22 protein-coding genes are annotated in these 24,908 nt (G+C 42.3%); 9 read left to right on the top strand and 13 right to left on the bottom strand.

The window, feature by feature from the left end:
* Nucleotide 1: 1 nt before the first annotated feature.
* Nucleotides 2-394, top strand: coding sequence for a (deoxy)nucleoside triphosphate pyrophosphohydrolase (locus tag NZ583_01775; protein ID MCS7280346.1), 393 nt, complete (start codon nt 2-4; stop codon nt 392-394).
* Here the strand turns inward: NZ583_01775 and NZ583_01770 are convergent.
* Nucleotides 360-1,580: a helix-hairpin-helix domain-containing protein gene (locus NZ583_01770; protein ID MCS7280345.1), complete on the bottom strand. Its 1,221-nt coding sequence runs from the start codon at nt 1,578-1,580 to the stop codon at nt 360-362. The genes NZ583_01775 and NZ583_01770 overlap by 35 nt on opposite strands.
* 4 nt (nt 1,581-1,584) lie before the next feature.
* Entirely contained in the window at nt 1,585-2,388 is an 804-nt protein-coding gene (locus NZ583_01765; GenBank protein ID MCS7280344.1) for a peptidoglycan endopeptidase, read from the bottom strand.
* Between the two features lie 96 nt (nt 2,389-2,484).
* Between NZ583_01765 and NZ583_01760 the strand changes: the two genes are divergently transcribed.
* Complete coding sequence (locus NZ583_01760) at nt 2,485-3,078, top strand: nitroreductase family protein (protein MCS7280343.1); 594 nt, start codon at nt 2,485-2,487, stop codon at nt 3,076-3,078.
* A gap of 1 nt (nt 3,079) precedes the next feature.
* On the opposite strand, the gene NZ583_01755 is transcribed toward NZ583_01760, so the two are convergent.
* Genes NZ583_01755 through purB form a run of 7 tightly spaced genes read right to left on the bottom strand, consistent with a single transcriptional unit; the run spans nt 3,080 to nt 10,756 of the window.
* The gene (locus tag NZ583_01755; GenBank protein ID MCS7280342.1) at nt 3,080-3,766 is read right to left on the bottom strand and encodes an ABC transporter ATP-binding protein; all 687 of its coding nucleotides are present in this window, start codon (nt 3,764-3,766) and stop codon (nt 3,080-3,082) included.
* Nucleotides 3,759-4,958, bottom strand: a complete 1,200-nt coding sequence (locus NZ583_01750) for a lipoprotein-releasing ABC transporter permease subunit (GenBank protein MCS7280341.1) — start codon at nt 4,956-4,958, stop codon at nt 3,759-3,761. Before NZ583_01750 ends, NZ583_01755 begins: the two co-directional genes overlap by 8 nt.
* Nucleotides 4,955-6,418, bottom strand: coding sequence for a lysine--tRNA ligase (gene lysS / locus NZ583_01745; protein MCS7280340.1), 1,464 nt, complete (start codon nt 6,416-6,418; stop codon nt 4,955-4,957). Before lysS ends, NZ583_01750 begins: the two co-directional genes overlap by 4 nt.
* Nucleotides 6,419-6,432: 14 nt before the next feature.
* A complete protein-coding gene (gene rimO, locus NZ583_01740) occupies nt 6,433-7,707 on the bottom strand; it encodes a 30S ribosomal protein S12 methylthiotransferase RimO (GenBank protein ID MCS7280339.1) in 1,275 nt (424 codons plus the stop codon).
* Nucleotides 7,700-8,518, bottom strand: coding sequence for a TIGR02757 family protein (locus tag NZ583_01735; GenBank protein MCS7280338.1), 819 nt, complete (start codon nt 8,516-8,518; stop codon nt 7,700-7,702). The genes rimO and NZ583_01735 overlap by 8 nt, the downstream gene beginning before the upstream one ends.
* Complete coding sequence (locus tag NZ583_01730) at nt 8,502-9,452, bottom strand: 50S ribosome-binding GTPase (protein MCS7280337.1); 951 nt, start codon at nt 9,450-9,452, stop codon at nt 8,502-8,504. Before NZ583_01730 ends, NZ583_01735 begins: the two co-directional genes overlap by 17 nt.
* Before the next feature lie 11 nt (nt 9,453-9,463).
* Entirely contained in the window at nt 9,464-10,756 is a 1,293-nt protein-coding gene (gene purB / locus NZ583_01725; GenBank protein ID MCS7280336.1) for an adenylosuccinate lyase, read from the bottom strand.
* Nucleotides 10,757-10,886: 130 nt separating this feature from the next.
* On the opposite strand from purB, the gene NZ583_01720 reads away from it, so the two are divergent.
* The 7 genes from NZ583_01720 to NZ583_01690 are packed head-to-tail and all read left to right on the top strand — an operon-like array spanning nt 10,887 to nt 16,413.
* Nucleotides 10,887-11,315 (top strand): ATP synthase F0 subunit B, encoded by a 429-nt coding sequence (locus tag NZ583_01720; protein ID MCS7280335.1) that lies wholly within the window; start codon nt 10,887-10,889, stop codon nt 11,313-11,315.
* The gene (locus NZ583_01715; GenBank protein ID MCS7280334.1) at nt 11,315-11,806 is read left to right on the top strand and encodes an ATP synthase F0 subunit B; all 492 of its coding nucleotides are present in this window, start codon (nt 11,315-11,317) and stop codon (nt 11,804-11,806) included. The genes NZ583_01720 and NZ583_01715 overlap by 1 nt, the downstream gene beginning before the upstream one ends.
* A complete protein-coding gene (gene atpH, locus NZ583_01710) occupies nt 11,803-12,345 on the top strand; it encodes an ATP synthase F1 subunit delta (GenBank protein MCS7280333.1) in 543 nt (180 codons plus the stop codon). Before NZ583_01715 ends, atpH begins: the two co-directional genes overlap by 4 nt.
* A gap of 3 nt (nt 12,346-12,348) precedes the next feature.
* Nucleotides 12,349-13,857 (top strand): F0F1 ATP synthase subunit alpha, encoded by a 1,509-nt coding sequence (atpA, locus tag NZ583_01705; protein ID MCS7280332.1) that lies wholly within the window; start codon nt 12,349-12,351, stop codon nt 13,855-13,857.
* 11 nt (nt 13,858-13,868) lie between these two features.
* Nucleotides 13,869-14,735 carry an ATP synthase F1 subunit gamma gene (gene atpG / locus NZ583_01700; protein ID MCS7280331.1) on the top strand — a complete coding sequence of 289 codons (867 nt, stop codon included), beginning with the start codon at nt 13,869-13,871 and terminating at the stop codon, nt 14,733-14,735.
* A gap of 13 nt (nt 14,736-14,748) precedes the next feature.
* Entirely contained in the window at nt 14,749-16,164 is a 1,416-nt protein-coding gene (gene atpD / locus NZ583_01695; GenBank protein ID MCS7280330.1) for a F0F1 ATP synthase subunit beta, read from the top strand.
* A gap of 3 nt (nt 16,165-16,167) precedes the next feature.
* A complete protein-coding gene (locus NZ583_01690; protein MCS7280329.1) occupies nt 16,168-16,413 on the top strand; it encodes a hypothetical protein in 246 nt (81 codons plus the stop codon).
* Between the two features lie 47 nt (nt 16,414-16,460).
* Here NZ583_01690 and NZ583_01685 read toward each other — a convergent pair whose 3' ends face one another.
* The 4 genes from NZ583_01685 to NZ583_01670 form a co-directional block, all read right to left on the bottom strand.
* On the bottom strand, nt 16,461-18,659 hold the full coding sequence (locus NZ583_01685) for a sodium-translocating pyrophosphatase (protein MCS7280328.1): 2,199 nt from the start codon (nt 18,657-18,659) through the stop codon (nt 16,461-16,463).
* Nucleotides 18,660-18,778: 119 nt separating this feature from the next.
* Nucleotides 18,779-20,536, bottom strand: a complete 1,758-nt coding sequence (locus tag NZ583_01680) for a tetratricopeptide repeat protein (protein ID MCS7280327.1) — start codon at nt 20,534-20,536, stop codon at nt 18,779-18,781.
* Nucleotides 20,511-22,784 carry a YfhO family protein gene (locus NZ583_01675; protein ID MCS7280326.1) on the bottom strand — a complete coding sequence of 758 codons (2,274 nt, stop codon included), beginning with the start codon at nt 22,782-22,784 and terminating at the stop codon, nt 20,511-20,513. Before NZ583_01675 ends, NZ583_01680 begins: the two co-directional genes overlap by 26 nt.
* A gap of 125 nt (nt 22,785-22,909) precedes the next feature.
* Entirely contained in the window at nt 22,910-24,847 is a 1,938-nt protein-coding gene (locus NZ583_01670; protein ID MCS7280325.1) for an APC family permease, read from the bottom strand.
* Nucleotides 24,848-24,908: the final 61 nt, after the last annotated feature.

The raw sequence follows: 24,908 nt of genomic DNA, 5'->3' as shown, positions 1-24,908 counted from the left end.
GATGGGCAAAGAAACGATACTGGTTACCTGTGGAATAATCGAAAAAGACGGAAAGATCCTTATAGCAAAAAGGAAAGACAAAGAGGGAGATAAGTGGGAGTTTCCAGGAGGAAAGGTAGAAAGAGGGGAGGATCTTAAAGACTGCCTTAAAAGAGAGATAAAAGAGGAGCTCAATCTGGATATAACCGTTTTAGACTGTATATCACATGTAAACTATAAAACCGATTCCGGCAAAGATATCGTTCTTTACGCCTATAGGGCGAAGTATGTATCAGGTGAGCCTACACCTATCGAACACGAAGAAGTAAGATGGGTCACAAAAGAAGAATTGGCCGACTTCGATTTTTTTGAACCCGATCTTAAGATCGTTGAGGCCCTTTTGACCTTTTTGTAAGCTTTTCTGCCTCCTTCAGGTACAACCTTACTCGCCTTAAATTTTTCTCTCCTATGATCTGAGAAAGCTCACGTTCTTCGAGTTTGGCTAGTTCCTCAACGGAATTCACCCCAGCTTTTTCCAATTTTTTGAGATTGGGAAGTCCCAAACCGTAAAGGTGGAGTAGCTTAAGTTTTTCTTGCTCAAAGGGAGATAAAAGTTGAGCCTTGAGCCCGTAGCTGCTTTTTATGCCCAGCGATTTGAAGTATTCTATCTTTTCCTTTTCGATAAAGTAGAGTTCTTCAAGTTTTGGCCTGAAGGAAAAGACGGTATGCCTATCTATTAACGGGAATATGAATATACAGACTAAAAGAGCGGCAAAAGTGGTGAGCCTCTTTTTGGAAAGGCCCTCGCCATTTAAAAAGTTCAGAAAAGCAGAAGTCTCTAAAGCGAAGAAAACAAAGCCAAAATAACCCAAAATTGGCATTTCGAAAAGCTTCATTTCCTCGAAGAAGGGCACGGAGTATACCCATTTTGCCAAAGCAAAGTAGTTCCAGAATTCCCAAAGAAGACCGCATGTAAGTCCGGAAAGAGCTGTGGATAACACTTCTTCATAGCTTCCATTTTCTATCTTGTTGGCAAACGATTCGTGCCCTCTTTTGTAGTTTATACCGTCAATGACAAGAAGTGGTGCAACCCACACAAAGGGAAAGAGATAATCCGGATAAAAGAGCATAAGAAGGAATGTGAAAGAGCCAAGAGATATTGAAAGTGCGGGATAGTTTTTAATAAAAACCTTCTTCTTTAGCCTCATTCCTCGAAACACAAAGAATCTTAAAGCCTCCCTCACAGTCACTATAGCAGGGATGACGGTTCCAAAAGCAAAAAAATACCCAAAATACCGGAGGGCAATTTCACTTGGCAAATTTATGTAAAACCAATTTTGGATTCTCACGTTTATGAGCTCGAATATCGACCAATATGCGCTGGAGATAGCAATGGTAGTGAAGATACCTTTAGAGATGAGTAAAGATCTACCTCTCGTAAGGGCTATGATCGAATCAAGCCCTATGATGAATGACCACCAGATGATAAGGTAAAAAACATGGATAAAAGGTTCAAGTCGTAAGGCCAAAACGGAATATCCGAAAATGTGAAAGAGAAGGGAAGTAAGAAAGAAGGCTAATATGAGTTTTCTTGTTCTCAAAAGCCTACGAACTCAGATCCGAGCGAAAATCCTTCCTTTCTTCTTTTAAATCTTCTGGGAGTTCCTTCACCCTTACTGCACCAACGTAAGTTCTTCTATAAAAATCCGAATCAAGACTATCTATCCTCACTCCCCTTTTATTGTGAGATGAGGCATGAATAAATTTTCCATTACCGATGTATATTCCCACATGAGTAGGATAATCCTTTCCCGGTCTCGTTTTAAAGAAAACAAGATCACCGATTGCAAGTTCATCTTTTTCTATTCGTCTGCCCACCTTAAACTGGTCTTTTGCAGTTCTAGGTAAATTCACATCGAATATTTCAAAGATCTTCTTAACATACGCGGAGCAATCGATTCCTCTTACGCTACTTCCTCCAAGTTTGTACGGAGCGCCTACAAAACTCTTTGCCACCTTAACGAGCATATATCTTTCATTGGGATCTTTCCACCTTCCATATGTGAACTCCGGTATCTCTTCTTCCTTTTCCTCATTTAACCTCTTCGGAATAACAAGTATCTTTCCGGCAGAGATTCTCTTCGAGCGAAGTCCGTTTAAAGACCTTATCTCGTGAACACTTACCCCATACATCCTAGCGATTTCTGCTAGTGTCTCACCCCTTTTTACCCTATGCCTTATGAATTCCACATCAGGATTAGCGATCTCGGTCTGTTCCAAGACGGTTTGAGTGCTTGCAACTTTTTTTGCCAATTTGCGGTTTTGAGGAATTGATCTTTGGGCGTAAGCATCTGTAAGGTTGAGAAAGACAAAGATAAAAATAAAGAGAAAAGTAGCCAGGTTTTGCATTACCAACCCCTTTTTTAGATGAGTTTTTAGCAGAAGGAAAAAAGTTGTGTCAAGAGATTTTTCAAAACTCACGAAGCATAGGATATAATTTTTAATGTGGAGATACTAGATCTTATCAAAAGACGAAGATCGATAAGAATTTATGAGGACAGGCCTATTCCGGAAGAACATTTAATAAAACTTTTGGAAGCTGCCCGGTGGGCTCCAACCGGTGCAAATATTCAACCCTGGCATTTCATTGTAGTCCGTGATGAGAAGACGAGAAAAGAGATAGGAGAGTACGCGAAATTTTTTTTCTTTAAGTCTTCACATGTCGCAAAGGCTCCGTGCATAATAGTTCTCTGTTATGAGAAGGACAAAAGTAAATTCGGGATTTACGACGCTACTCTTGCGGGCGGGAACATACTTCTTGTTGCAGAAAGTCTGGGGCTTGGCACCTGCTGGATAGGAGCGTTTGACGAAGAAAAGGTAAAAGAAATTTTGGGTATTCCGGAAAATGTGAAAGTGATAGCTCTCATTACAGTGGGATATCCTAAAGAGAGACCAGATGCACCAAAAAGACTCGAGATCGAAAAAATCGTCCATTATGAGAACTGGTCGAACGTGAAGAAAAAATCGTTATCCGACAGTCTTTTCAAGTCAGGCCCTCTATCCATAATCGGGAAGTTTTTGAAATACGTGTCAATCTAGTTTACTCCGAGGTTGGAAAGATCTCCCCATCCAACATCCTAAATCTTTTTTTTCCAATCCTTCCTATCTCCGGGTCATGGGTTACTAGTACGATGGTCGTTCCAAACCTCTCGTTTACCTCCACGAAATGTTTTACAATTTCCCAACCGGTTTTCCTATCTAGGTTTCCTGTCGGCTCATCGGCGAATATAACCTTTGGGTCACAGATGAGTGCCCTTGCTATAGCTACCTTTTGTTGTTCCCCCCCTGAAAGTTCGAAAGGTCTGTGCTCCTTTTTTTCAGTAAGGCCAAAAAAAGCAAGGATCCTTTCGAGTTTTTCTCGTGCATCCTTCATTTTGATTCCTCTGATGAGGAGTGGCATGGCGATATTTTCTAAGACCGAGAAGTCTTCTAGGAGATGGTAAAATTGGAATACGAACCCTATCTTTTCGTTTCTTATAATAGATAGTTCATCTTCGCTTAGATCGGTTATTCTTCTATTTTCAAATCTTATCTCCCCTTCTGTTGGTCTATCTAAAGTTCCAAGTATGTGTAGAAGGGTACTCTTTCCCGCACCGGAAGGCCCCATGATGGTCAAAAAGTCTCCCCTCTCTATTTTTAAGTCTATGCCTTTTAGAACCTCTATAGAGCCGTTCTTTTTCGGAAATGACTTTCTTATGCCGAATGCCTCTATGATGATATCACTCATAGCGGAGTGCTTCGACTGGGTCAACCTTTGCTGCCTTGTAAGAAGGATATATGGTGGATAGGGCACATATGATGAGTGTCACAGAGCCGACAAGTAAGATGTCTGTAAGATCTATCTTCACAGGCAGATGGGTTATGTAATAAATATCCTGAGGTAAGGTCACTATTTTGTATCTTTTTATGAGTTCACAGAGAATGTAACCAAAAACCGACCCAATTATCGCACCGGAAATACCGATCGCCATTCCCTCGATTACAAATATCTTCATTATCATCCTCTTTTTTGCTCCGAATGACTTAAGGATGGCAATGTCCTTTTTTTTCTCCATCACCGTCATAACGAGAGAACTGATTATGTTGAAGCTTGCCACAAAGATTATGAGAGCAAGGATGATAAACATGGCGATCTTTTCAAGCCTCAAAGCGGAAAATAGATTCTTGTTCATCTCGATCCATGTTCTAGCGAAAAATGGCAAACCTAGTTTTTTTACGATTGTCTGTTTGATTCTTTCCGCCTCGTAGGCATCTTCCAGTCGAACTTCAATTCCGTTTATGCGCATTCCTGTAAGCTTAAGCGCAGCATCTAGGGACATAAGGATAATAACACTATCTATATCGAATATCCCCGTTTCTATAACGCCGCCAACCTTGAACCTATAAATTTCGGGAATAAGCCCAAAAGGGGAGATACCGGAAGAAGGTATCATAAGATGAAAATCATCCTCTGGCATAAGATTTAGCTGGCGCAATAACTCCTTTCCCACAAGGACATTCCCATCAGTTTTGAGAGAGCCTATACTTCCCGCCCTTACTATTCTAGCCAAAAATGGTACGTCCTCAGGGTTCACCCCCTTTACGATCACACCCGTCTGTTGGTTTCTCGAAAGGATAAGAGCTTGGAATTGGAGGAAAGGAAAGGCATAGGTTATGCCTTTCTCTTTTTTTATGGTCTCAATTACTTTATTTGGATCTCTGATTTCGCCATCTAGGCTTAGAACTAAAACGTGGGGACTGATACCAAGTATCCGGTTTTTTATTTCCTCTTGAAATCCAGTCATTACGGCTATTACCACAACAAGGGCCATAACCCCTATGGCGATTCCAATTATGGCTATTAGGGTCGTAAATGCGATAAAAGCCTCTTTCCTTTTCGACCTTAAGTATCTTAAACCTATTTGCGTCTCGATACTCATGGCTTAAGTAAGGGAAATAAAATGACTTCCCTAATGGAGGGACTATCGGTAAGGATCATAACGAGTCTATCTATGCCTACTCCACATCCAGCGGTAGGTGGCATACCGTGTTCCAAGGCAACAATATAGTCCTCATCTATGGGATATTCCTCACCTTTTTTCTGTGCCTGCTTTAAGAATCTATCTCTCTGGTCGAAAGGGTCGTTTAGCTCATTAAAACCGTTCGCTATTTCCATTCCCCCAATGTACAGCTCAAACCTTTCAACAACATCGGGGTTCTCCTCACTCCTTTTGGCGAGCGGAGAAACATCCACGGGATAGTGGGTTATAAAAGTAGGATCTATAAGCTTATCTTCGCAGACCACTTCAAAGAGTTTCGTGAGGATCTTTCCCCTGGAAGCGTCTTTTAAGTCATGTATACCTAAATCTTTGGCGATTGCCTGTAGTGCTTCATAAGTGTTTAAGTTTTCAACATCTATCCCACCCAAAAGTTTCAAAGCCTCATTTATGGTGTATTTTTTCCACGGAGGCCTAAAGTCTATTGTATGGCCCTTGAAGCTAAGGGTTGTAGTACCGGTAAGCTCAGTCACCAGATTAAAAATCAGCTCTTCCAGGAGAACCATGAGATCTTCGTATGTGGCATAGGCCTGATAAAATTCAAGCATTGTGAATTCGGGATTGTGTTTGACAGAAATCCCCTCGTTTCTGAAATTACGGTTGATCTCAAATACTCTTTCAAAGCCACCGACTACCAGCCTTTTTAGATGAAGTTCCGGGGCTATTCTCAAGTAAAGATCGAGATTTAAAGCATTGTGATGAGTTACGAAGGGTTTCGCTTCAGCTCCTCCAGGTATTAAGTGCATCATAGGGGTCTCAACTTCTAGAAAGTCTCTCTCAGTCAGGTATGTTCGTATAAAATTTGTAATTTTTGACCTTTTTACGAAAATCTCCCTTACTTTTTCGTTCACTATAAGGTCAAGGTATCTCTTTCTGTATCTCTCCTCCACATCTTTCAATCCATGCCATTTTTCAGGGAGAGGCCTAAGGGACTTCGCAAGGAGTGTGACAGTCTTTGCAAGCACGGTAAGTTCTTTAGTCTTCGTTTTAAAGACGGATCCCTCAACTCCAACTATATCACCAATGTCGAGCTTTTTAAAAGCTTCGTATGATGGAAATTGAAGCACGTCTTTTCTCACATACACCTGGATCTTACCCTTCCTATCTTGGATGTGGAAAAAGACGCTTTTACCAAAGTCCCTGAAAGAGATTATCCTTCCAGCCAATCTGACAATTGGCATCTCTTTTTCAAGTTCTTCTTCATTTTTTTCCCCGTAAAGCCTTTTCACCTCCTCCGATGTAGATGAGAGAAATCTTGTCTGGGGATAAGGTTTTATCCCTAGAGCCTTTAGTTCTTCCATCTTCCTTTTTCTGACTTCTATAAGTTCGGATATTGGTTCCATCCTCTTTCCCCTCTTTAGATAACTTGAACGACTACATCATAATCGAGAGTTTTTGTAACTACACAATCAAGGATCTCTCCTTTTTTTGCGTCCCCTTTTATGAACGCGATCCCATCTACAGAAGGAGCCTGATTCAAAATCCTTCCTAGCATGTAAGGGTGTCCTTCTTCCTCAACTATAACCTTCGTCCTCTTATTGAGGAGCCTCTTAAGCCTATTTCTAGAGATGGCTTTCTGTTTTTCCATAAGTCTATTGAACCTTTCAATTTTTACTTTTTTCGTCAACTGTCCTTTCATCTTTGCAGCCTGTGTCTTTTCTTCTCGGGAGTACATGAACGCACCGAGCATGTCGAAACTCCAGTCCTCTATAAACCGTAAGAGAGCTTCGAATTCGTCTTCGGTTTCGGAAGGGAAGCCAACTATTACACTCGTCCTCAATGTGACAGAAGGGATTTTCCCCCTTATCTTTTCGATAAGCTCTATAAGATACCTTTTATTGTAACCCCTGTTCATCAAGGCAAGTATCCTGTCCTCGGAGTGTTGAATCGGGATATCCAAGTATTTAATTATCCTTTCTTCACCGGCGATAAGATCCACAAGATCATCGGTTATCCCTTTGGGATGCATATAAAGGAGTCGTATGTAGTAGTTGCCCGATATTTTTAGCATTTCAGACAAAAGGCCCGTAAGATCCAGATCCACCCCCTTTCCATATTTAGTTATATCCTGCCCTATTATGTTTATCTCTTTAAATCCGGCATCCAAAAGCCATAAAAACTCATTTAATATGTCTTTGGGGGATCTACATTGGAGGCTACCACGGATTTTTGGTATGGTGCAATAGCTACAAAAGTTATCACAACCTTCCTGGATCTTTAAATAGGCGAGGGGGGGCTTTGTTAAAACTTGTCGCGGATAGGTCTCGAAAAAAGGTTCATCGCTTACGAAAATGCCGGTCTTATCAATAAGTTTTTCGATAAAGCGATAGTGAGACCTTCCGATAAAGACGTCAACCTCGGGAAGAAGCTCTAAGACATCATTTCTGTATCTTTCAACGAGACACCCTATCACTATCAATCTTTGGTTAGTTTTTGCCTTTCTCTCTCCAAGCTCGATGATTGTGTCGAGTGATTCCCTTACGGCATCTTCGATAAATGCACAGGTGTTGACTATAATGTATCTACCCTCATTGACAAACTCGAACCCATTTGTCTTGAGCCTTGCCACTATATACTCAGAATCTACCAAGTTTTTTGGGCACCCAAGGCTTATGATTGAAAAGTCAGCCATAAAAGATACATCTCCCTTTGCACAAATCTCTCTTTATACCGGGACACTTATTCTCGATTCCTATAAAATGGCATATAAAAAAGTCGTACTTCAAAGGGTCCTCAGGAGAGATGAGTCTTAGTTTGGCTGTGATTTCTTTTGCAGCCTCAAGATCCTTTTTATTTTTTTGGATCCAACCGAGACACTTCGCAACTTTGAAGATATGGGTGTCCAAAGGTACGAGAAGATCTCTGGGTCTCAGAAGGTTCCATATTCCAAAGTCGATTCCATCCTTTCTCACCATCCATCTTAAAAAAAGGTTCCATCTTTTGAGTGGATTGGTCTTGGATTCCAAAGGAAAAAAAAATTTGAGTTCTCCAGCCGGGATGCCAATTCTCTCCCTTAATGAAAAGATTGCTTTTGTCGTGTCCCCCTTATAGACGTGCGAAAAAAGTTCTTCGATACTTCCGTAAATCGAAAGTATGTTTCTGAGTGTGAAAAAAAAGAGTTCTATCTCCCGTTCTTTGTGGAATCTGTAATAAAGACCCTTTAGTTTACTGAATTCACCTGAGATTATGAATTCTTTAGGTCTTGTGCCTATCCGGGAGAAGAGTTCCTTCAAAAATGCCATTATCTGGACGATATTTCCATAAGAGAACTGGGCCGCTATGAAAGCAGCTATTTCTATATCTTTAGGTTCACTGAAAAGATGAGGAAAATAGACAGGATCCTTTTTTACCCTCTCTTTGAGATCCATCTCCGTCAATGTTAAGCTTTTTTGTAGGATCTCTTTGATTTGGTCTTCGGTAAGCGGTCTATACGTGAAGTTCAACTATGTCTTTGTCCTCAAGAAGGAAGTCTTTACTCACCATCATTCCTGCTAAAACGTTACTTCTCCAGAGTCTTGCATATTTAAGCCTTTTTACAAAATCTTTATGTATCCCTTCGGCAAAATCTAAAATAGTGCTTCCTCTCTTCAATGTAAATGGAACTTCCATGTCAGGTTTTTTACCAGGAAGTTTGGAATAGACCCTTATGATATCTGACCTTATAAAAATCTGCTCTTTTAACTCGTGTAGGTTCATAAAGTGGGTTGCAGAAAATGGAATGGAGAGTACACCCTTTGCTTTTAAAGCCTTTTCAAATTCTTCGTACTTTTGAGAATGTTCCGCAAGGTCCATCTTGTTGACGACTACTATGTACGGTTTACTGACCTCTTTAGTGTGTAAAGAAAGCTCTTCCATAATAAGCTCGTATTCTGTAAAGAGATCCTCTTCAACCGAAATCACAATTAAAATAAGATCAGCCTTCCTCACCATATTGCCGAACCACATGTTTGTACTGTCATCACCAATTGCGGGGGTATCTACAAGCTGAATCCAGATGTCCTCGTACCTCATCATCCTTGGCTGAAGCATCTTTGTTGTGTAAGGATAGTCGGCAATCTCCACATATTCTCCGGATAACGCGGCAACACAGGAGGACTTTCCGGCGTTAGGAAAACCTAGAAATAAAACTTGGGCAGCCCCTTCTTTTTTTACGTTGTAGAGGGCTTCTATACCCTTTCTTGTTTGGGGTTTTTTTTCCTTCTCTTCCTTTAACTTTGCGATTTTTGCCCTAAGCGAACCTATGAGTTTATCCGTTCCTTTATGGTGAGGTATTATTGCGAGCATCCTTTCGATGATCTTTATCTTCTCATCCGGAGTTTTGGCTTCCTTTAGTTTTTTTTCTTCCTCGTAATACTGAGGGGGAAGGTTAGCCGGCATCCCTTGCGGTCTTAACCGAAGACTCTTCTAAATATTGTATCGACGTGTCTTAGGTACTTTTTATCGTCTATAGCCTCTTCTATTTCCTCGAGGCTGAGATATTTTCGTATTTCCTCATCTTTTTTTATTTCATTTTTAAAATCAAGGCCATTCTCATAACATCTCATGGCGATTTGTTGGGTGATTCTATACGCGGTACTCCTCGGAACCCCTTTCTTCATTAGGGAGACAAGAACGCTCTCCGAGTGATAAAGGCCCCTTGTTTTTTCTAAATTCATCCTCATCTTTTCAGGATAGACAAGAAGCCTATCGTAAAGGTTCTTTAACCTTTCCAGCATATAGTCGACTAGTATTGTGGCATCCGGTCCTATAACCCTCTCTACCGATGAATGACTTATATCCCTCTCATGCCAGAGAGGAATGTTTTCCAACGCCGCCTGTGCATAAGCTCTAATTAGCCTTGCAAGACCTGAGAGATTCTCAGATGCTATGGGATTCCTTTTGTGGGGCATAGCAGATGATCCAGTCTGTCCAACATCGAAAAATTCCTCAGCCTCACTCACTTCTGTCCTTTGGAGATGCCGTACTTCTTGCGCCATGCGTTCGATTGTGGATGCCAAAATGGCAAGTGTTGTAAAGAACTCTGCGTAATAATCCCTAGATATGATCTGGGATGATATAGGAGCAACTTTTAAACCAAGCTTTTCCATTACGTATTCTTCTACGAAAGGAGGAACATGCGCGTAAGTTCCGACAGCACCAGATATTTTGCCATAGCTTACCCTTTCTTTTGCGTTTTTGAGTCTTTCTAGGTTCCTTTTCATCTCATCGTAAAAATTGGCAAGCTTCAGTCCAAAAGTGATAGGCTCAGCATGGACTCCGTGTGTTCTGCCGATCATCGGAACGTCTTTGAATTCGAAGGCCCTCCTCTTTAAGACCTCCATGAGTTCTTCTACATCTTTGATTATGATCTCACACGCTTCTTTTAACTGGCAGGAAAAACAGGTATCGAGAATGTCAGAAGACGTAATCCCCATGTGAAAATATCTGGATAATGGTCCAATGTACTCAGATACGCACTCTATAAAAGCTACAACATCGTGCTTTGTTCTTTTTTCCAGTTCCTTTATCCTTTCTACGTCTACTTTTGCCTTTTCTTTTATCTCTTTCAAAACGTCTTCCGGAATTACACCGAGTTTGGCGTATGCTTCACATATGAGTAACTCTATCTCTAGCCATCTTTTGAATTTGTTTTCCTCGTTCCATATATTTGCCATTCTTGGCAGCGTGTATCTTTCAATCATGGGGTTATATTACCCAAGAAAGATTTATCTTGTCAAATCGGTTATGGGTTAGAAAAAGATTTGAAATGAAGAAGTTATTTGTGTTATTTAAGAGATCGTGAATCTTTTCTAAAACTTCCAAGCCCGGCACATGATAGAGTTTAACTATACGCTTTTGATTCAGTTTGTGAACCTTCTTGTCGTTTTGATCCTTCTTAATTTTCTTTTATTCAAGCCAGTCCTTAAAGCCTTAAATAAGAGGGAATCGACCATCAAGGACCTCATCTTTAAGATTGAAAAAGAAAGGGAGAATCTCCGGGAGATGGAGAAAAGATACGAGGAGCTCTTAAAGGAGAGAAAGAAACCCATATATGATGAAAGAGAGAAGATTCTCCTTGCAACACAAAAAGAGTTCACAGAGATTCTCGAGAGCGCAAAAAGGGAAGTAGCTACGGACGTAAAAAGAGCGAAGGAAGAAATAGAAAAAGAAACGAAGGTGGTGCTTGAAAAGCTTTCTTTAGAAACTGAAAGACTAGCAAAGGAGATTGCAAGAAAAATCCTTCTTAGGAGTGTAGACTGATGCACGGTGAGGAGTCCGGACTTTCGATTCTTTTCAAATTCATTAATTTCGGAATCCTTGTCGCCATTCTCGTCAAGTTTGCGGGAAAACCTTTAAAAAAATTTTTTTTAGAAAGACATGAAAGAGTAAAGAATGAGATAGAAACGGGAAAGACTACATACGCCCAGATAGAGACTTTAAAGGCCGAGTTGCAGAGAAAACTCGAAGCCTTAGATACGGAGGTGGAGGAGATAAAGAAAAAAGTGATGGAGGAGGCTTATGCTCAAAGGGATATGATAATTTCGGAAGCGAAAGCCTTTGCGGAAAGACTTAGGGAACAGGCAATTCTTACTAAAGAACAGGAACTTAAAGAGACGAGGCTCATGATCAGAGAAAAAATAGCAGAAAAATGTGTCGATGAGGCAGAAAGGATCATAAGAGAGAATTTGAAAAAAGAGGACCATGACAGATTGGTCCGAGATTTTATAGAAAGGCTGAGGAGCGTCAGTTGATCCACAGAAATGTTGCGAGAAGATACGCTTTTGGTCTCTTTGGAGTAGGACAAAAGGACGGAAATTACAAGCGCTATAGGGAAGAGCTCGAGTCTTTCACAAAATTGGTCTTTGGAAACGAGAGGATTTACAAAGCAATTATGTATCCGCTTTTCGATTTGAATTTTAGGAAAGAGATCGTCTCTGATGTTGCAAGGGGGTTGAACCTGTCTTCTGCGGTTTCAAATCTTTTGCTTCTTTTACTGGAAAACAATAGGATCAGGTATCTTTCGGCGATTCTGGAAGAGTATACAAAAATTGTGGACGAAAAGGATGGAATCGTAAGGGGAAAACTTTACACTGCTTTTCCTTTAGAGGATGGGATTTTTACGGAGATAATCGATATACTGAAGGAAAAGATAAAGAAAGAGATCGTTCTTACTGTGATCGAAGATAAATCACTGATTGCAGGGATAAAACTGGTTCTAAACGGATGGGTTTTGGACGGTACGATAAGAAAACAGCTAGACTCAATGAAAGAAACGCTTTTAAAGGAGTGAACCATGGAGTTAAAAGCAGAGGAAATAAGTAGAATAATAGAACAAAAGATAGCGAGCGCGGAAAGAAAAATAGACCTTGAGGAGACAGGTATCGTTATCTCTGTAGGTGACGGGATCGCAAGGATATACGGTCTCGAAAACGCAATGGCTGGGGAGCTTTTGGAGTTCCCCCACGGAATTACGGGAATGGTGTGGAATCTGGAGGAAGATAACGTAGGGGCTGTGATTTTCGGTGAGGACTTCAAGATAAAAGAGGGGGATATCGTAAAAAGGACGAATAGAATAGCCCAGGTACCTGTAGGTGAGGCTTTGATTGGACGGGTTGTGGACAGTCTCGGAAATCCATTGGACGGAAAAGGACCCGTTTTGGCTACAGAGTTCAGGAATGTGGAAAGGATAGCCCCAGGAGTCGTCGTTAGGCAGCCTGTAAAAGAGCCACTCCAGACGGGAATTAAAGCGATAGATGCCATGATCCCAATCGGCAGGGGGCAGAGGGAACTCATCATAGGTGATAGGGGAACGGGAAAAACGGCCATTGCGATAGATACGATAATAAACCAGAGGGATTCAGATGTTTACTGTATTTATGTAGCCATAGGGCAGAAAAGGTCCTCGGTGGCAAGGATAATAGACATCCTTAGGACTTACGGGGCTATGGAGTACACAATTGTTGTCGCGGCGACAGCTTCAGACCCAGCTCCTATGCAGTTTTTGGCTCCTTATGCAGGATGTGCAATGGGCGAATACTTCAGGGATACGGGAAGGCATGCACTTATCGTCTATGACGATCTGTCGAAGCACGCAGTTGCTTATAGGCAACTTTCCCTCCTCCTTAGGAGACCACCCGGACGAGAGGCTTATCCTGGCGATATCTTCTATCTACATTCTAGGCTTCTTGAACGGGCTGCAAAGTGGGATGATGCCCATGGAGGCGGGTCACTTACAGCTCTGCCCATAATTGAGACGCAGGCAGGAGATGTTTCGGCGTACATACCTACCAATGTTATATCGATTACGGATGGTCAGATCTACCTTGAACCGGAGCTATTTTACGCCGGGATCAGACCAGCCATAAATGTCGGAATATCTGTGTCAAGGGTCGGAGGCAACGCTCAGACTAAGGCGATGAAACAGGTTGCCGGAAGACTGAGACTTGAACTTGCCCAGTATAGGGAGCTTGCGGCATTTGCAAAATTCGGTAGCGATCTAGACCGGGCAACCCAGGCTCTGCTTGCGAGAGGCTCGAGGCTCACAGAAATACTAAAGCAGGATCTTTATGAACCTATCCCGATGGAGAAACAGGTTGTTCTTCTCTACTCAGCCATGAATGGCTATATCGACATGTATCCCGAATCAGTTCTCAAACGGTACGAGAAAGAGCTATACCAGTTCTTCGATAGTAACTACCCCGATATTTTAAGGGACATAAGGGAGAAAAAAGAAATAGACGTTGACATAGAAGAGAGGTTAAATAAGGCACTTTCAGATTTGAGAGATAAGTTCAAATACTAAGGACTGAAACTATGCCGACATTGAGGGATATCAGGAGAAAGATAGCGAGTATCAGAAGCACTCAAAAGATAACAAGGACCATGAAGATGATCGCTTCATCTAGGTTGAGGAGGTGTCACGAAGAACTTGAAAGGACCCGCCCATACGCGTCAAAGATTGAAGAGTTAAAAGAAAGGCTTCTTTCTAGCGTACGTAAAAACATACACCCTATTGTTATGGAGAGAGAAGAGCAGAAAAACCTTCTTATCTTTGCCTGTGCGTCCGACAGAGGTTTATGCGGAAGTTTTAACGCAAATGTGAATGCGGCAATTGACAATCTCATCTCTCAGATGAAGGATCAGTACGAAAAAATAGGGCTTTACGTTCTGGGAAAGAAGATAAGGGACTACTTTGCCAAAAAAGGTGTTCCAATAGTTAAGGAATGGATCGAATTAAGAAGGATTGAGAAAGAGCATATTGAAAGCATGGTTCAAGACTTTATGTCCTACTATTTGACCTCCGAATTTGACAAGATCGTCGCCATCTATACATTTTTCAGATCCCCAATAAGACAGGAAGTTAGAACCGAAGAGCTAATCCCAATTAAAACAAAAAGGGATGAAGGACCCATAGATTATTTGTATGAACCCAAAGCCGAATATGTTGTTGAAAGGTTCATACCGGAGTATTTAAGGACCAAGGTGTATCACATGATTCTCAATTCTCAGACCTCGGAACACGCATCCAGGATGAACGCTATGGATAATGCGACGAACAACTGCGGCGAGATGATAAATCTTTTGACGCTTCTCTACAACAAGAAGAGGCAGGAGAGCATCACCAAAGAAATGCTCGACATAGTTGGTGGTGCTGAGGCGGTAAAGAGAACGACTTTCTAAGGAGGGGTTGTAGATGAGTATAGAAGTCAAGGGAAAGATAGTACAGATCATAGGGACGGTTGTTGATGTGAGATTCCCCACAGACAGTTTACCGCCTATATATGGTGCCATCTACGTCACAAACCCCGCGATCGACGACAGAAAGGACAATTTGGTACTTGAAGTGGCGCAACATCTCGGTGACAGTACGGTAAGGTGTATCGCGATGAATACAACGGATGGCTTAAAAAGGGGGCAGGAGGCGACATATAAAGGTACGATGATTACGGTTCCTGTGGGAAAGGAAGTGCTCGGGAGAGTGATCAACGTAGTTGGAGAACCCGTAGATGGCCTTCCCGAAATAAAGACTGAAAAGAGATACCCAATCCATAGACCCGCACCCCCTCTTACACAGCAGAACACCAAAATAGAGCTCCTTGAGACAGGGGTAAAAGTGATAGACCTTATAGAGCCTTATCCGAAAGGCGGAAAGGTCGGGCTTTTTGGAGGTGCTGGCGTTGGAAAGACAGTCATAATCATGGAGATGATACACAACATAGCCATGCACCATGGTGGTATTTCGGTCTTTGGAGGCGTGGGAGAAAGAACGAGAGAGGGAAATGATCTCTGGCTTGAGATGAAGCAATCGGGAGTTCTTGACAAATGTGCACTCGTGTACGGCCAGATGACAGAGGTTCCTGGTGCGAGGGCTAGGGTTGGTTTGACAGCCCTTACCATAGCGGAGTATTTCAGGGATGAAGAGGGTCAGGATGTGCTTCTCTTCATAGACAACATTTTTAGATTCACACAGGCCAACCAGGAGGTCTCCGCACTTCTCGGAAGGATGCCATCCGCAGTCGGATATCAGCCAACACTTGCCACAGACTTGGGTGAGCTGGAAGAAAGGATAACATCTACACTTAAGGGTTCGATTACATCTGTTCAGGCCGTTTATGTCCCTGCGGACGATTTAACGGATCCCGCTCCGGCTACCACGTTTGCTCATCTTGATGCAACAACGGTTCTTTCGAGACAGATAGCTGAGCTTGGAATCTATCCGGCAGTCGATCCGCTCGACTCCACAAGCAGAATCCTTGATCCAAAAATAGTTGGGGAAGAGCACTACTATGTAGCAAGGGAGGTCCAGAGGATCCTCCAAAAATATAAGGAGCTTCAAGACATAATCGCGATTCTCGGTATGGAAGAGCTTTCAGAGGAGGATAAGATCCTTGTGGCCAGGGCAAGAAAGATACAGAGGTTTCTGTCCCAGCCTTTCTTTGTTGCTGAAGCTTTTACAGGTATTCCTGGAAGGTACGTTCCTCTAAAAGAGACGATCAGAGGCTTCAAAGAGATCATAGAGGGTAAACACGATGATCTTCCGGAGCAAGCGTTCTACATGGTGGGAACAATAGATGAGGCTGTCGAAAAGGCAAAGAAACTTTTAAGGTGAAAAATGGCAAAACTTTATCTTGAAATTATAGCGAAAGACAAAGTCTTAGTCAGAGATGAAGTAGATATGGTTGAAGCATGTGGCACACTAGGTGAATTTGGAATCCTACCTGGCCACATTCAATTTTTCACGACCTTGGAGCCGGGAGAAATAAGGTACATAAAGGGGGGCAAGGTAAACGTAATAAGTGCAGGGGCTGGCTTTGCTGAAGTAATTGGTGACAGAGTCACTATTCTTGTCGAAGCATAGAGGAATATAAACAAACAAAAAACCCCGGCTTCGGCCGGGGTTTTTTGTTATAACCAGAGGGGACAAAGAACTAGTGTAACAGTAGCTATAAGCTTAGCTACAATATGAAGAGAAGGACCAACTGTGTCTTTTAGGGGATCTCCAACAGTATCCCCTGTAACCGCCGCTGCATGGGCAAAAGAGTGTTTTGGGATAACGTTTCCTTGATCGTCCTTCAAATTACCGTCCTCTATGTACTTTTTCGCGTTGTCCCAAGCTCCACCACCGTTATTCATAAAGGAAGCCAGTAAGATTGCCGAAAAGGTCCCAACCATAAGAAATGCTCCAACAGCGTAAGGTGCATTTACTCCCGTAACTTGGAAATAGACGAAAAATAGTCCTATAGCAACGGGAAGTAGAACAGGAAGAAGGCCCGGAGCTACCATTCCCCTTAAGGCCGCCCTCGTTGTTATGTCAACTGCTCTGGCATAGTTAGGCCGTGAGGTTCCTGCCAGTATCCCCGGATCTTCCTTTATCTGTCTACGTACTTCCTCTATTATCTTCGATGCCGCATCTCCCACACTTCTCAATCCCCAAGCGCTAAAAAGGAAGACCATCATGATAGCCAGTACTCCTCCGATTAGGACCTCTGGGATGACAAGGTTGATATTGAAAAGCTCGCCTTCTTTTCCTGTGAGGAGTAAAACCCTGTCAAAGTATGCCTGGAAGAGCAAGAAACCTGCAAGACCAGCAGATACCATGGCATAACCTTTTGTTAAGGCCTTTGTTGTGTTTCCTGCGGCATCTAGATGATCCGTAACCCTTCTTATATGCTCACCTGCCTTTGTAAACTCGTTTATACCGTTCGCATTGTCAGTTATCGGTCCAAAAGTGTCCTCAGCAAGGATATAGGGACAGGTCATGAGCATTCCCATAGTCGCTATGGCGGTGCCGTAGGCGCCACTTATCCACCAGGGTAAGTCAAGGCCTGCCTTGATTCCAAAGTAGTATGTAATCAGAAGAGCCACGCTTATAAGTATGGCCGTTGGCATGATAGTTTCAAATCCGACGGAAATCCCTGTGACCATCACAGTAGCAGGTCCTGTTTTTGCGGATTCTGCTATTTTTCTTGTGGGCGCGTAACGGCTCTCTGTGTAGTACTCTGTGATGTATATGACGAATACGCTTGTGATAATGCCTACGAGCCCAGCTCCCATAAGGTATGCCCAACCTTCACACATGGGAGCAAACATGAGCCAGCACGTCAAAACCATCCCTATACCTGAGAGGATTAATGCGACATAATATCCCCTGTTTAATATGTCCATTGGAGGTTCGAACTCTTTTTTGCTTCTTACAACGAGAACACCAATTATGCTTGCGATTATTCCTATGGCGCGGATGACAAGGGGAAATAGTACCCATCCAACGGCGACGTCGGGTTTTATTCCAGACTTCACAGATATGGCATAGAGACTTGAACCGATGATCATTGCTCCGATGTTTTCCGCTGCGGTGGATTCAAATAGATCCGCACCACGTCCAGCGCAGTCACCGACATTGTCACCAACTTGGTCGGCTATGACAGCCGCGTTTCTCGGGTCATCCTCTGGAATTCCAGCCTCAACCTTTCCTGCAAGATCTGCTCCCATATCAGCTGCCTTTGTGTAAATTCCACCACCGAGCTGGGCAAACAGTGCAACCATGGAGGCACCAAAGCCAAAAGCGACGGTAAGATGGGGTGCTATATGGGGATCTTCAAGACCTCCATAGGCTATAAACATCACGGTAACACCAAGTAGGCTTAGTGTGACAATAAGGAAACCGGATACAGCCCCGCCTCTTAGTGCCACAGTCAAGGCTTCATTTAAACTTCTGTGGGAAGCTGCGGCACATCTTACGTTGGATTTAACGGCAACCCACATGCCGACTATCCCTGATACGCAGGAGCACAATCCACCGATAAGGAAGGCTAAGGCAGTCCTCCATCCAAGCCCAAATGGGGTGACTTGGAGCATATCCAGTTCAGCTTTTCCACTCAATCCCCCTATTAGAAACCCGATGATTATTGCGACTACGATAGCAGTTACCGCGATGGTTGAATACTGCCTCTTTATGAATGCCCAAGCACCCTCACTTATTCTGGAATTAACATCTCTCATCGCGTCCGTTCCGGTATCAAGGCTTAGAACGTACTTTATTAGCCATAAAGCGAATACAATGCCACTCGCACAGCCAACAAATACAACCCACAGGAATGGAGACATAACAAACCTCCTTTTTTAGGATTTCTATGCGATAACGGCGATTTATTATACTATCTCTGAATTCTTGTCAAGAAAATTGGAAAGGAAGCCGCAAAGTTACATTACTCTTTTTCCTCAATTTACATTTTTGTATTTCTCAAATTGTCCGTATCTCCTTTAAGCTTGTAAGTCATATTCAGCTCTTCGAGAACGCGAATTTTAAGCTCCGGAAAGATATCGTATTTCGAGTAAAGCTCTAATAGCTCCGAAAAGAATTGGATCGATTTTGCGTAGTCCCCTTTTTCTCTATAAAAGCGGCCCATCTCAAATTTTAAGTCAGTGCTGAAAGGAAATAGCTTTTGCGCATAAAGAAGCTGAGCCTCCGCATCTTGTATCCTTCCTGTTCTAAAGTAGAATTTTGCAAGTTCTATGTGATACTCGACCGATCCTTTGTCCCTTTCGAGAGCTTTTTTATAATAGCGTTCTATGAGGGGTAAAAGGGGCTCTCCTTTTTTTCTATCCGCGTCGTAAGCTTGATACAGCATATCGGCTATAGCAAGAGGTATATTAGCACAGCACCAGCAAAGCGAGTCTGCGTAAAGCATGAGCTTGAATCCTGCCTCCATGTCTTTTTCAGCGATCTTTATTGCGCGATTAAAAAGGGTGATCCCGAAAACTGGAAAAAGAGAAGAAATGAGAAAAAAGAGAACCATTCCCAAGCATAGGATTTTTTTTATGCGCACATTTAGGAAGAAAGGGCTCGCTTTTCTCTTTATAGACGAGGCACAAAGGGTAAGAAGAAGTACCTGGAACGGAGGAGCAGGGAAATTGTATTCGAAAAGGTTTGGCAAAAAGAAAGAGATCAAGGGAAGGATTGAAAGAATGGTATCCGATTGATAACCCATCCTAAAGACTGAGATTAGGAAAGCCGAAAAGAGTAAAAACCCAACGGCTCCAAGCTCAAGTAAGATGTTGAAAAAGAGATTATGAGCGTGAACGTCCTTCCAAATGTTCAAGGGGGGACAATCGATCGTCAAAGAAATCACTCGAAAGGAATTCATTCCTTGGCCAATGAGGGGCGACATAAAGAGGGCTTCCGGGTATGATCTAAATTTTTCGAATCGATCCGTTGTGAAACCTCTTTCTATGTAGGTTGGTTCGTGCAAGCTGCTCTTCCACAGAACGACTTTCCCTTGTAAAAATACAATGTAAACAAATAAGCTGCAAAGGATTACGATCGATGCTCTTTTGAGGCTTAACCAATCTTTTTTAACGATCAAGTAGACGATTAAAATTATGAACAAAGCCAGAATCGATGTGCTTGCACCCCGTGAGCCGGAAAGGAAGACCGAAAAGATGAAGAAAAAAGAAAAGAAACCGCAAATTGAGCGATTTTTTTCTAAAAAGGGATAAAGGGACAAAAAAACTAAAGGAGTCAAAAATCCGGCATAAGGGTTTCTATTGTAAAATAAGCCAGACGGAACTTCTCTCGAATGTTGGATAAGCCCGAAAACAGAATGGACTAGACCGCAAACTATAAGGAGCGTAAGAACCTTTGGTAAAAGTCTCTCATTAGACCTAAGCACAATGTAAAAGATCGACCCGGCAAGGATACTCTGTGAAAAGAGTAAAGCGCTGTGCTTATTGGGAGCCCACAACGTGGATAGAACGCAAAACATAGCGAAAAGCAAATAGATTAACGAATCGGAGTTGAGTTTCATCTCTTTTAAAAAGAGAAAGAGTAAAGCAAGACACAGCACGAAGAAGATGGTGATTCCGAAAAGAGGTTTTAAATAGCCACCTAAGATCCCTGAGTATAATACGACAAGAAAAAAGAAAATCTCCTTTGGTTTTCCAAAATCCTCAAAACGTTTAAGTTCGATCTTTAAACTTTTCACTTTTTTCCCTTCTGTCGAAATAAAGGCAAAGCAATGAAAAAACAGATCCTAAAAAGGAAAGAATAAGGCCTATATAGAACGAAAGGGGTTTATAGACAAACTCAACAAGAGAATCACCCTTTGGAATCGGTACAGCCCTGAAAGCTACATTCGCCCTCAATATCCTAACTTGTTTTCCATTAACGTATGCTTTCCATCCGGGATAGAATGTGTCAGATAGGTAAAGGTACGCCTCTTTTTCAGAATAAGCCTCAATTAAAATTCTATGGGGTGAATATTCCATTATTTTTATACTTCCCTTAGTTGGCATCCTCTCGGGTGAACTTTCTGTGCCATCTACAATAACGATGAAACTCGTGTAACCGAATTTAGGATCGAGTATCATGTTTAACGCGTCAATATCGGTTTTTGCAATTTTGGCTCCCATAATTTCGGCTCTCAGGAAAGAATTTAGGCTATAAAGTCTTACGAATTCACCGCTCGATTCGATTTTTTCTAGTTCCTTTACATCTTTGTCATCTATCTCTTTTGAGGAAATGACGTACTTTACTCCCGATATTTCAAGGAGTCTTTTTGCGGCACTGAAAGAGGGCATAGCATTTATAGTATTCAGAATCACGTCATGCCAGCAGATCCTCATGACTTCCGAGCCGTCTATGGAGTAAAGCCCAAAGACCTGGGCAAAGTAAGGTCCCGGTGCTATTTTGTTTCTAGGGAAAAACTTGTACTGCTCGGAAGTTCTAGGGGTCAGAAAGTACCTACCTAAGGTCCCTTCTTGGGACATCTTTTCAATCAACGGAGTCTTTTGAATGTAGAACTCCCACGGAGCATGTGCGCAGTAGCCGTAGTTTGCAAGAAAAAGATCAGCTCCTGCAACAAGGACCATAAAGTAAAGAACTGGTCTTTTTGCTTTGATGTTAAGATAAATAAAAGGAAGAATGGAGAAAAGGAAGGCGAAGAAGAAAAACCTTCTTAAGTTGTGGATATTGAAATCCACATCGTGGAAGCGGTCAGGTGCAAACCCGATCTGGTAGAAGGCATTTCTCACATCGTCCTTGAAAAACACTATGTAAAAGAAGGATATGAAAAAAGCGAATCCCAAATAGAAAAAAAATCTAGCTGCCGAAGAGAACCTTCTTTCCTTTATCTTTTCCCTCAAAACATCAAAGCCAAAACAAGACGTGAATGAGATGCAAAAGAAAAAAAGAAATAGAAACTTAACAGGGTATCTCACACTCCCGAAAGGAGGCACATGGTAGATGAGTTTGTATAGGGGTGTGTGTTTGCCTAAAGCAAAGATAAAAGAAATGACCATAAAAAGGAGGACTACATAGCGCCTTTTGTCCTGGGAAAGAAAGTAAAAGATTGTAAGCAAAATAGGTGCGAACCCTATGTAAACAGTCTTAAGCCAGGCTTGGTTTTTCCAGTACCTTGTCTCATCCGCGAAATAATTATACGCATCCGGCATGAAGAAGAGAAGGAAGTCTTTCCACGCAAAGGACCATGTTGTTGCCTCCTCATAACTGAGACCCCCCTTCCTTATGCTTGCAAGGTGCAGTTCAAAAAATGGAAGAAGCTGAACCGCACAAAGTAGTATGAAAAGAAGAAAGATTTGAAGTAGAACTTTGCCACCCGATAATAGATCCTTTCTTGAGGAAATAAAGTAAAGTACCGAAAGAACAACGAGAGTCATTAAAACTACTTCAGGTGCGCCGGAAAGGTACTGCATAGTAAGACAGAAAGATGCGAAAACTCTTGAGGTTTTTCTCCCTTCTTTTAGGGATTTAAGAAAGAAAAGAAGAACAAGGGGGAACCAGGAGACGGAGAAAAGATGCGGAATGAGATTGTGGACCGAAAGGGTATACCCGGAAAGCATAAAGACCGTACCCGCAAGAAATGAAGCAATTTTTGACCCTCCCATGTACCTCATGAAAAAATAGGTTGTAATTCCGGAAAAGAAGAAGTGCAGAATGATGAGGTAGTTCCAGACTATGTTGAAGGGTAAAATAAGATAAAAAAGATGTGGCGGATACAGTACGCCAGGCTGAAGTGTGGCAAAAAGCGGAATCCCAGAGTACTGATGTGGATTCCACAAGGGAAATTCGAGATCCTTCACCATTTTAACCCATAGGTACCTGGGAGGAATAAAAAAAACGGAAAGGTCCCTCTCGATGAATATTAGCTTTCCGCTCAAAAAAGGATGGAAATACAAAAGGGCGATGACTAAAAGAACTAAAACAGGAATCACTGATCCTTCCTTAGGAACTCTCCCCGCCGGTTTGTATAACCGTTTCTTAGGGCCCAAACTTAGATATCAGAAAGAGCAAAGTATGTCAAAGAATTTGAGAACTTATATTAGCTTCAGACGAGATTTTAAATCGAGACTCGAATTGGAAGTATGAATGATGCGATTCCCTCCCAGTGCAGACGCCTCTGGATAGCGTAAGCGGTCTCGTTATGGAGGATTCTATGGAAGGGGTTTTCGTGTCTAAAAACGAGTTTTCCCATAAAGACCGTTGAATGTTTGTACTCTGTAACTAGGGTTTTTACAAGCTCACTTGCACTCTCTACAACATCTGTTCCCAAATCCATCCTATGATCGGAAGGATAACCAAGTCTACGGGCAAGTTTTACATACTTTTCGAGGGAAGCATAAACGGACTTCTTTAGAGATTCTATCTGAGCGATCCCTTTGAATGCCCCCGAATCTATTTCTGCAACAGTAACGAATATAAAGTTTTTGTAAACGTTTGGAAAGCTTTTTAATATGGAGAAAAAAGTGTGAAGGCCAAATCCGTTATAGCCATTTACAAGAACAATTGCGGTCATATCCTCCTTTTTTGGGGGTTCTCTGTTTTCTTTCTCTGATACGGGCACATCCAAAAGAAGCTCACTTAATTTCGCCATCTCGACCTGAACCTTTCTATAATGCGCCTGTATCAGATAGCAAAGGGATATGATGAAGGCTGTAATAAGTAGAGTTATCCATCCACCCTCTTCAAATTTCTCGTAAACTGTAATGGAGAGTATGAGTGAACACACAAAAAATCCAAAAATGTGGATTGCGGCGTGTCTTTTCCATTTTGCGTCGATTTCTCTGTTTTTCGAAAAAAACCTTATCATGCCGAATTGGGAAATGGAAAAGGTGATAAAGACATTGATAGAATACATCACTATGAGGGTTGATACTGAACCGTGCGTGTAAAACAAGAGGATGAGGGAGGAAAGGCCCATAAGGAGAATCCCATTCTGCATTGTAAGACGCTCAGAGAGGGAAACGAACTTTCTTGGAAGCCAGTAATCCATTGCCATATTCGCCATGACCCTAGGTCCATCTACAAACCCTGTCTGGGCAGCAAGAACAAGAAGGGCAGCCTCAGAAAGGACAGTAAGAAAAGCTAAAGAATCTCCAAAAGTCCATCTCCCGAATATTTCTTCCGAAAGGCAAGCATTAAGGGTTTTGCCTTGAACGGGTTTAATTTCGAAGAGGTAGTAGCAGAATAAAAGACCTGACGCGGTAATGGCTAGAGAAGTTGCCATATAGGCCATGGTTCGCTTGCCATACTCTACTTTAGGTTCACGGATAATCTGCATTCCGTTTGAGACCGCCTCAAGTCCAGTGTATGTCCCGCCTCCTAGTGAGAATGCCCTAAGGAATATGGCAATTACACCCCAAAGACCGATATTCGATATGTCTTGGGATGCGCTTCTTTTTACATCCTCTACGAGATGGCTTACCTCGGAAATGTGGCTTAAGATTCCGTATCCTATGAGGATCGCGTGTGTTACGGCGAAAGTTATAAATATCGGGGCAAGAACGAGAATCGACTCTTTGACCCCTCTAAGGTTGAGGATTACGAGAAAAAAGATGAGACTGGCGCAAAAGATTAACTTGTATTTGTGGAGATAGACTGGAAGAAAACTGAATATCGCATCTCCACATGAGGCGATAGAAACTGTAATCGTAAGCATATAGTCCACAAGGAGAGCGCAACCTGATATAACTCCTGCATGCTTGCCTATGGTATGGGTTGCAACTACGTATCCGCCTCCACCATACGGGAATTGTTCGATTATACGGGAATAAGCATAAGAAATGGTAAAGACAGTAATCGCGGTTGCAAGCCCAAGAAAAATGGCCAAATAAGAATGGCCTGTTATTATCTTAAAAGCCTCTTCAGGCCCGTAGGCGGAAGATGAAAGACCATCAGACCCAAGCCCTATCCAGGCAAGGAGGGGTATGAGGGAGAGTCTATGAAAAATGGGGTATTCAGGTGTGCCAAGAGGTTTTCCTATTATCAGCCGCCTCAACTTCCGAAAAAGTGAAGGATCCCGTTTATTTGAGTCGGGATACCAGTGGTTTTCTAGCAGG

Source organism: Thermodesulfobacteriota bacterium (assembly GCA_025062045.1).
Lineage (GTDB): Bacteria > Desulfobacterota > Syntrophorhabdia > Syntrophorhabdales > JANXAF01 > JANXAF01.
The sequence above is the reverse complement of the archived record's forward strand: the minus strand, read 5'-3'. Positions and strand labels throughout refer to the sequence as shown.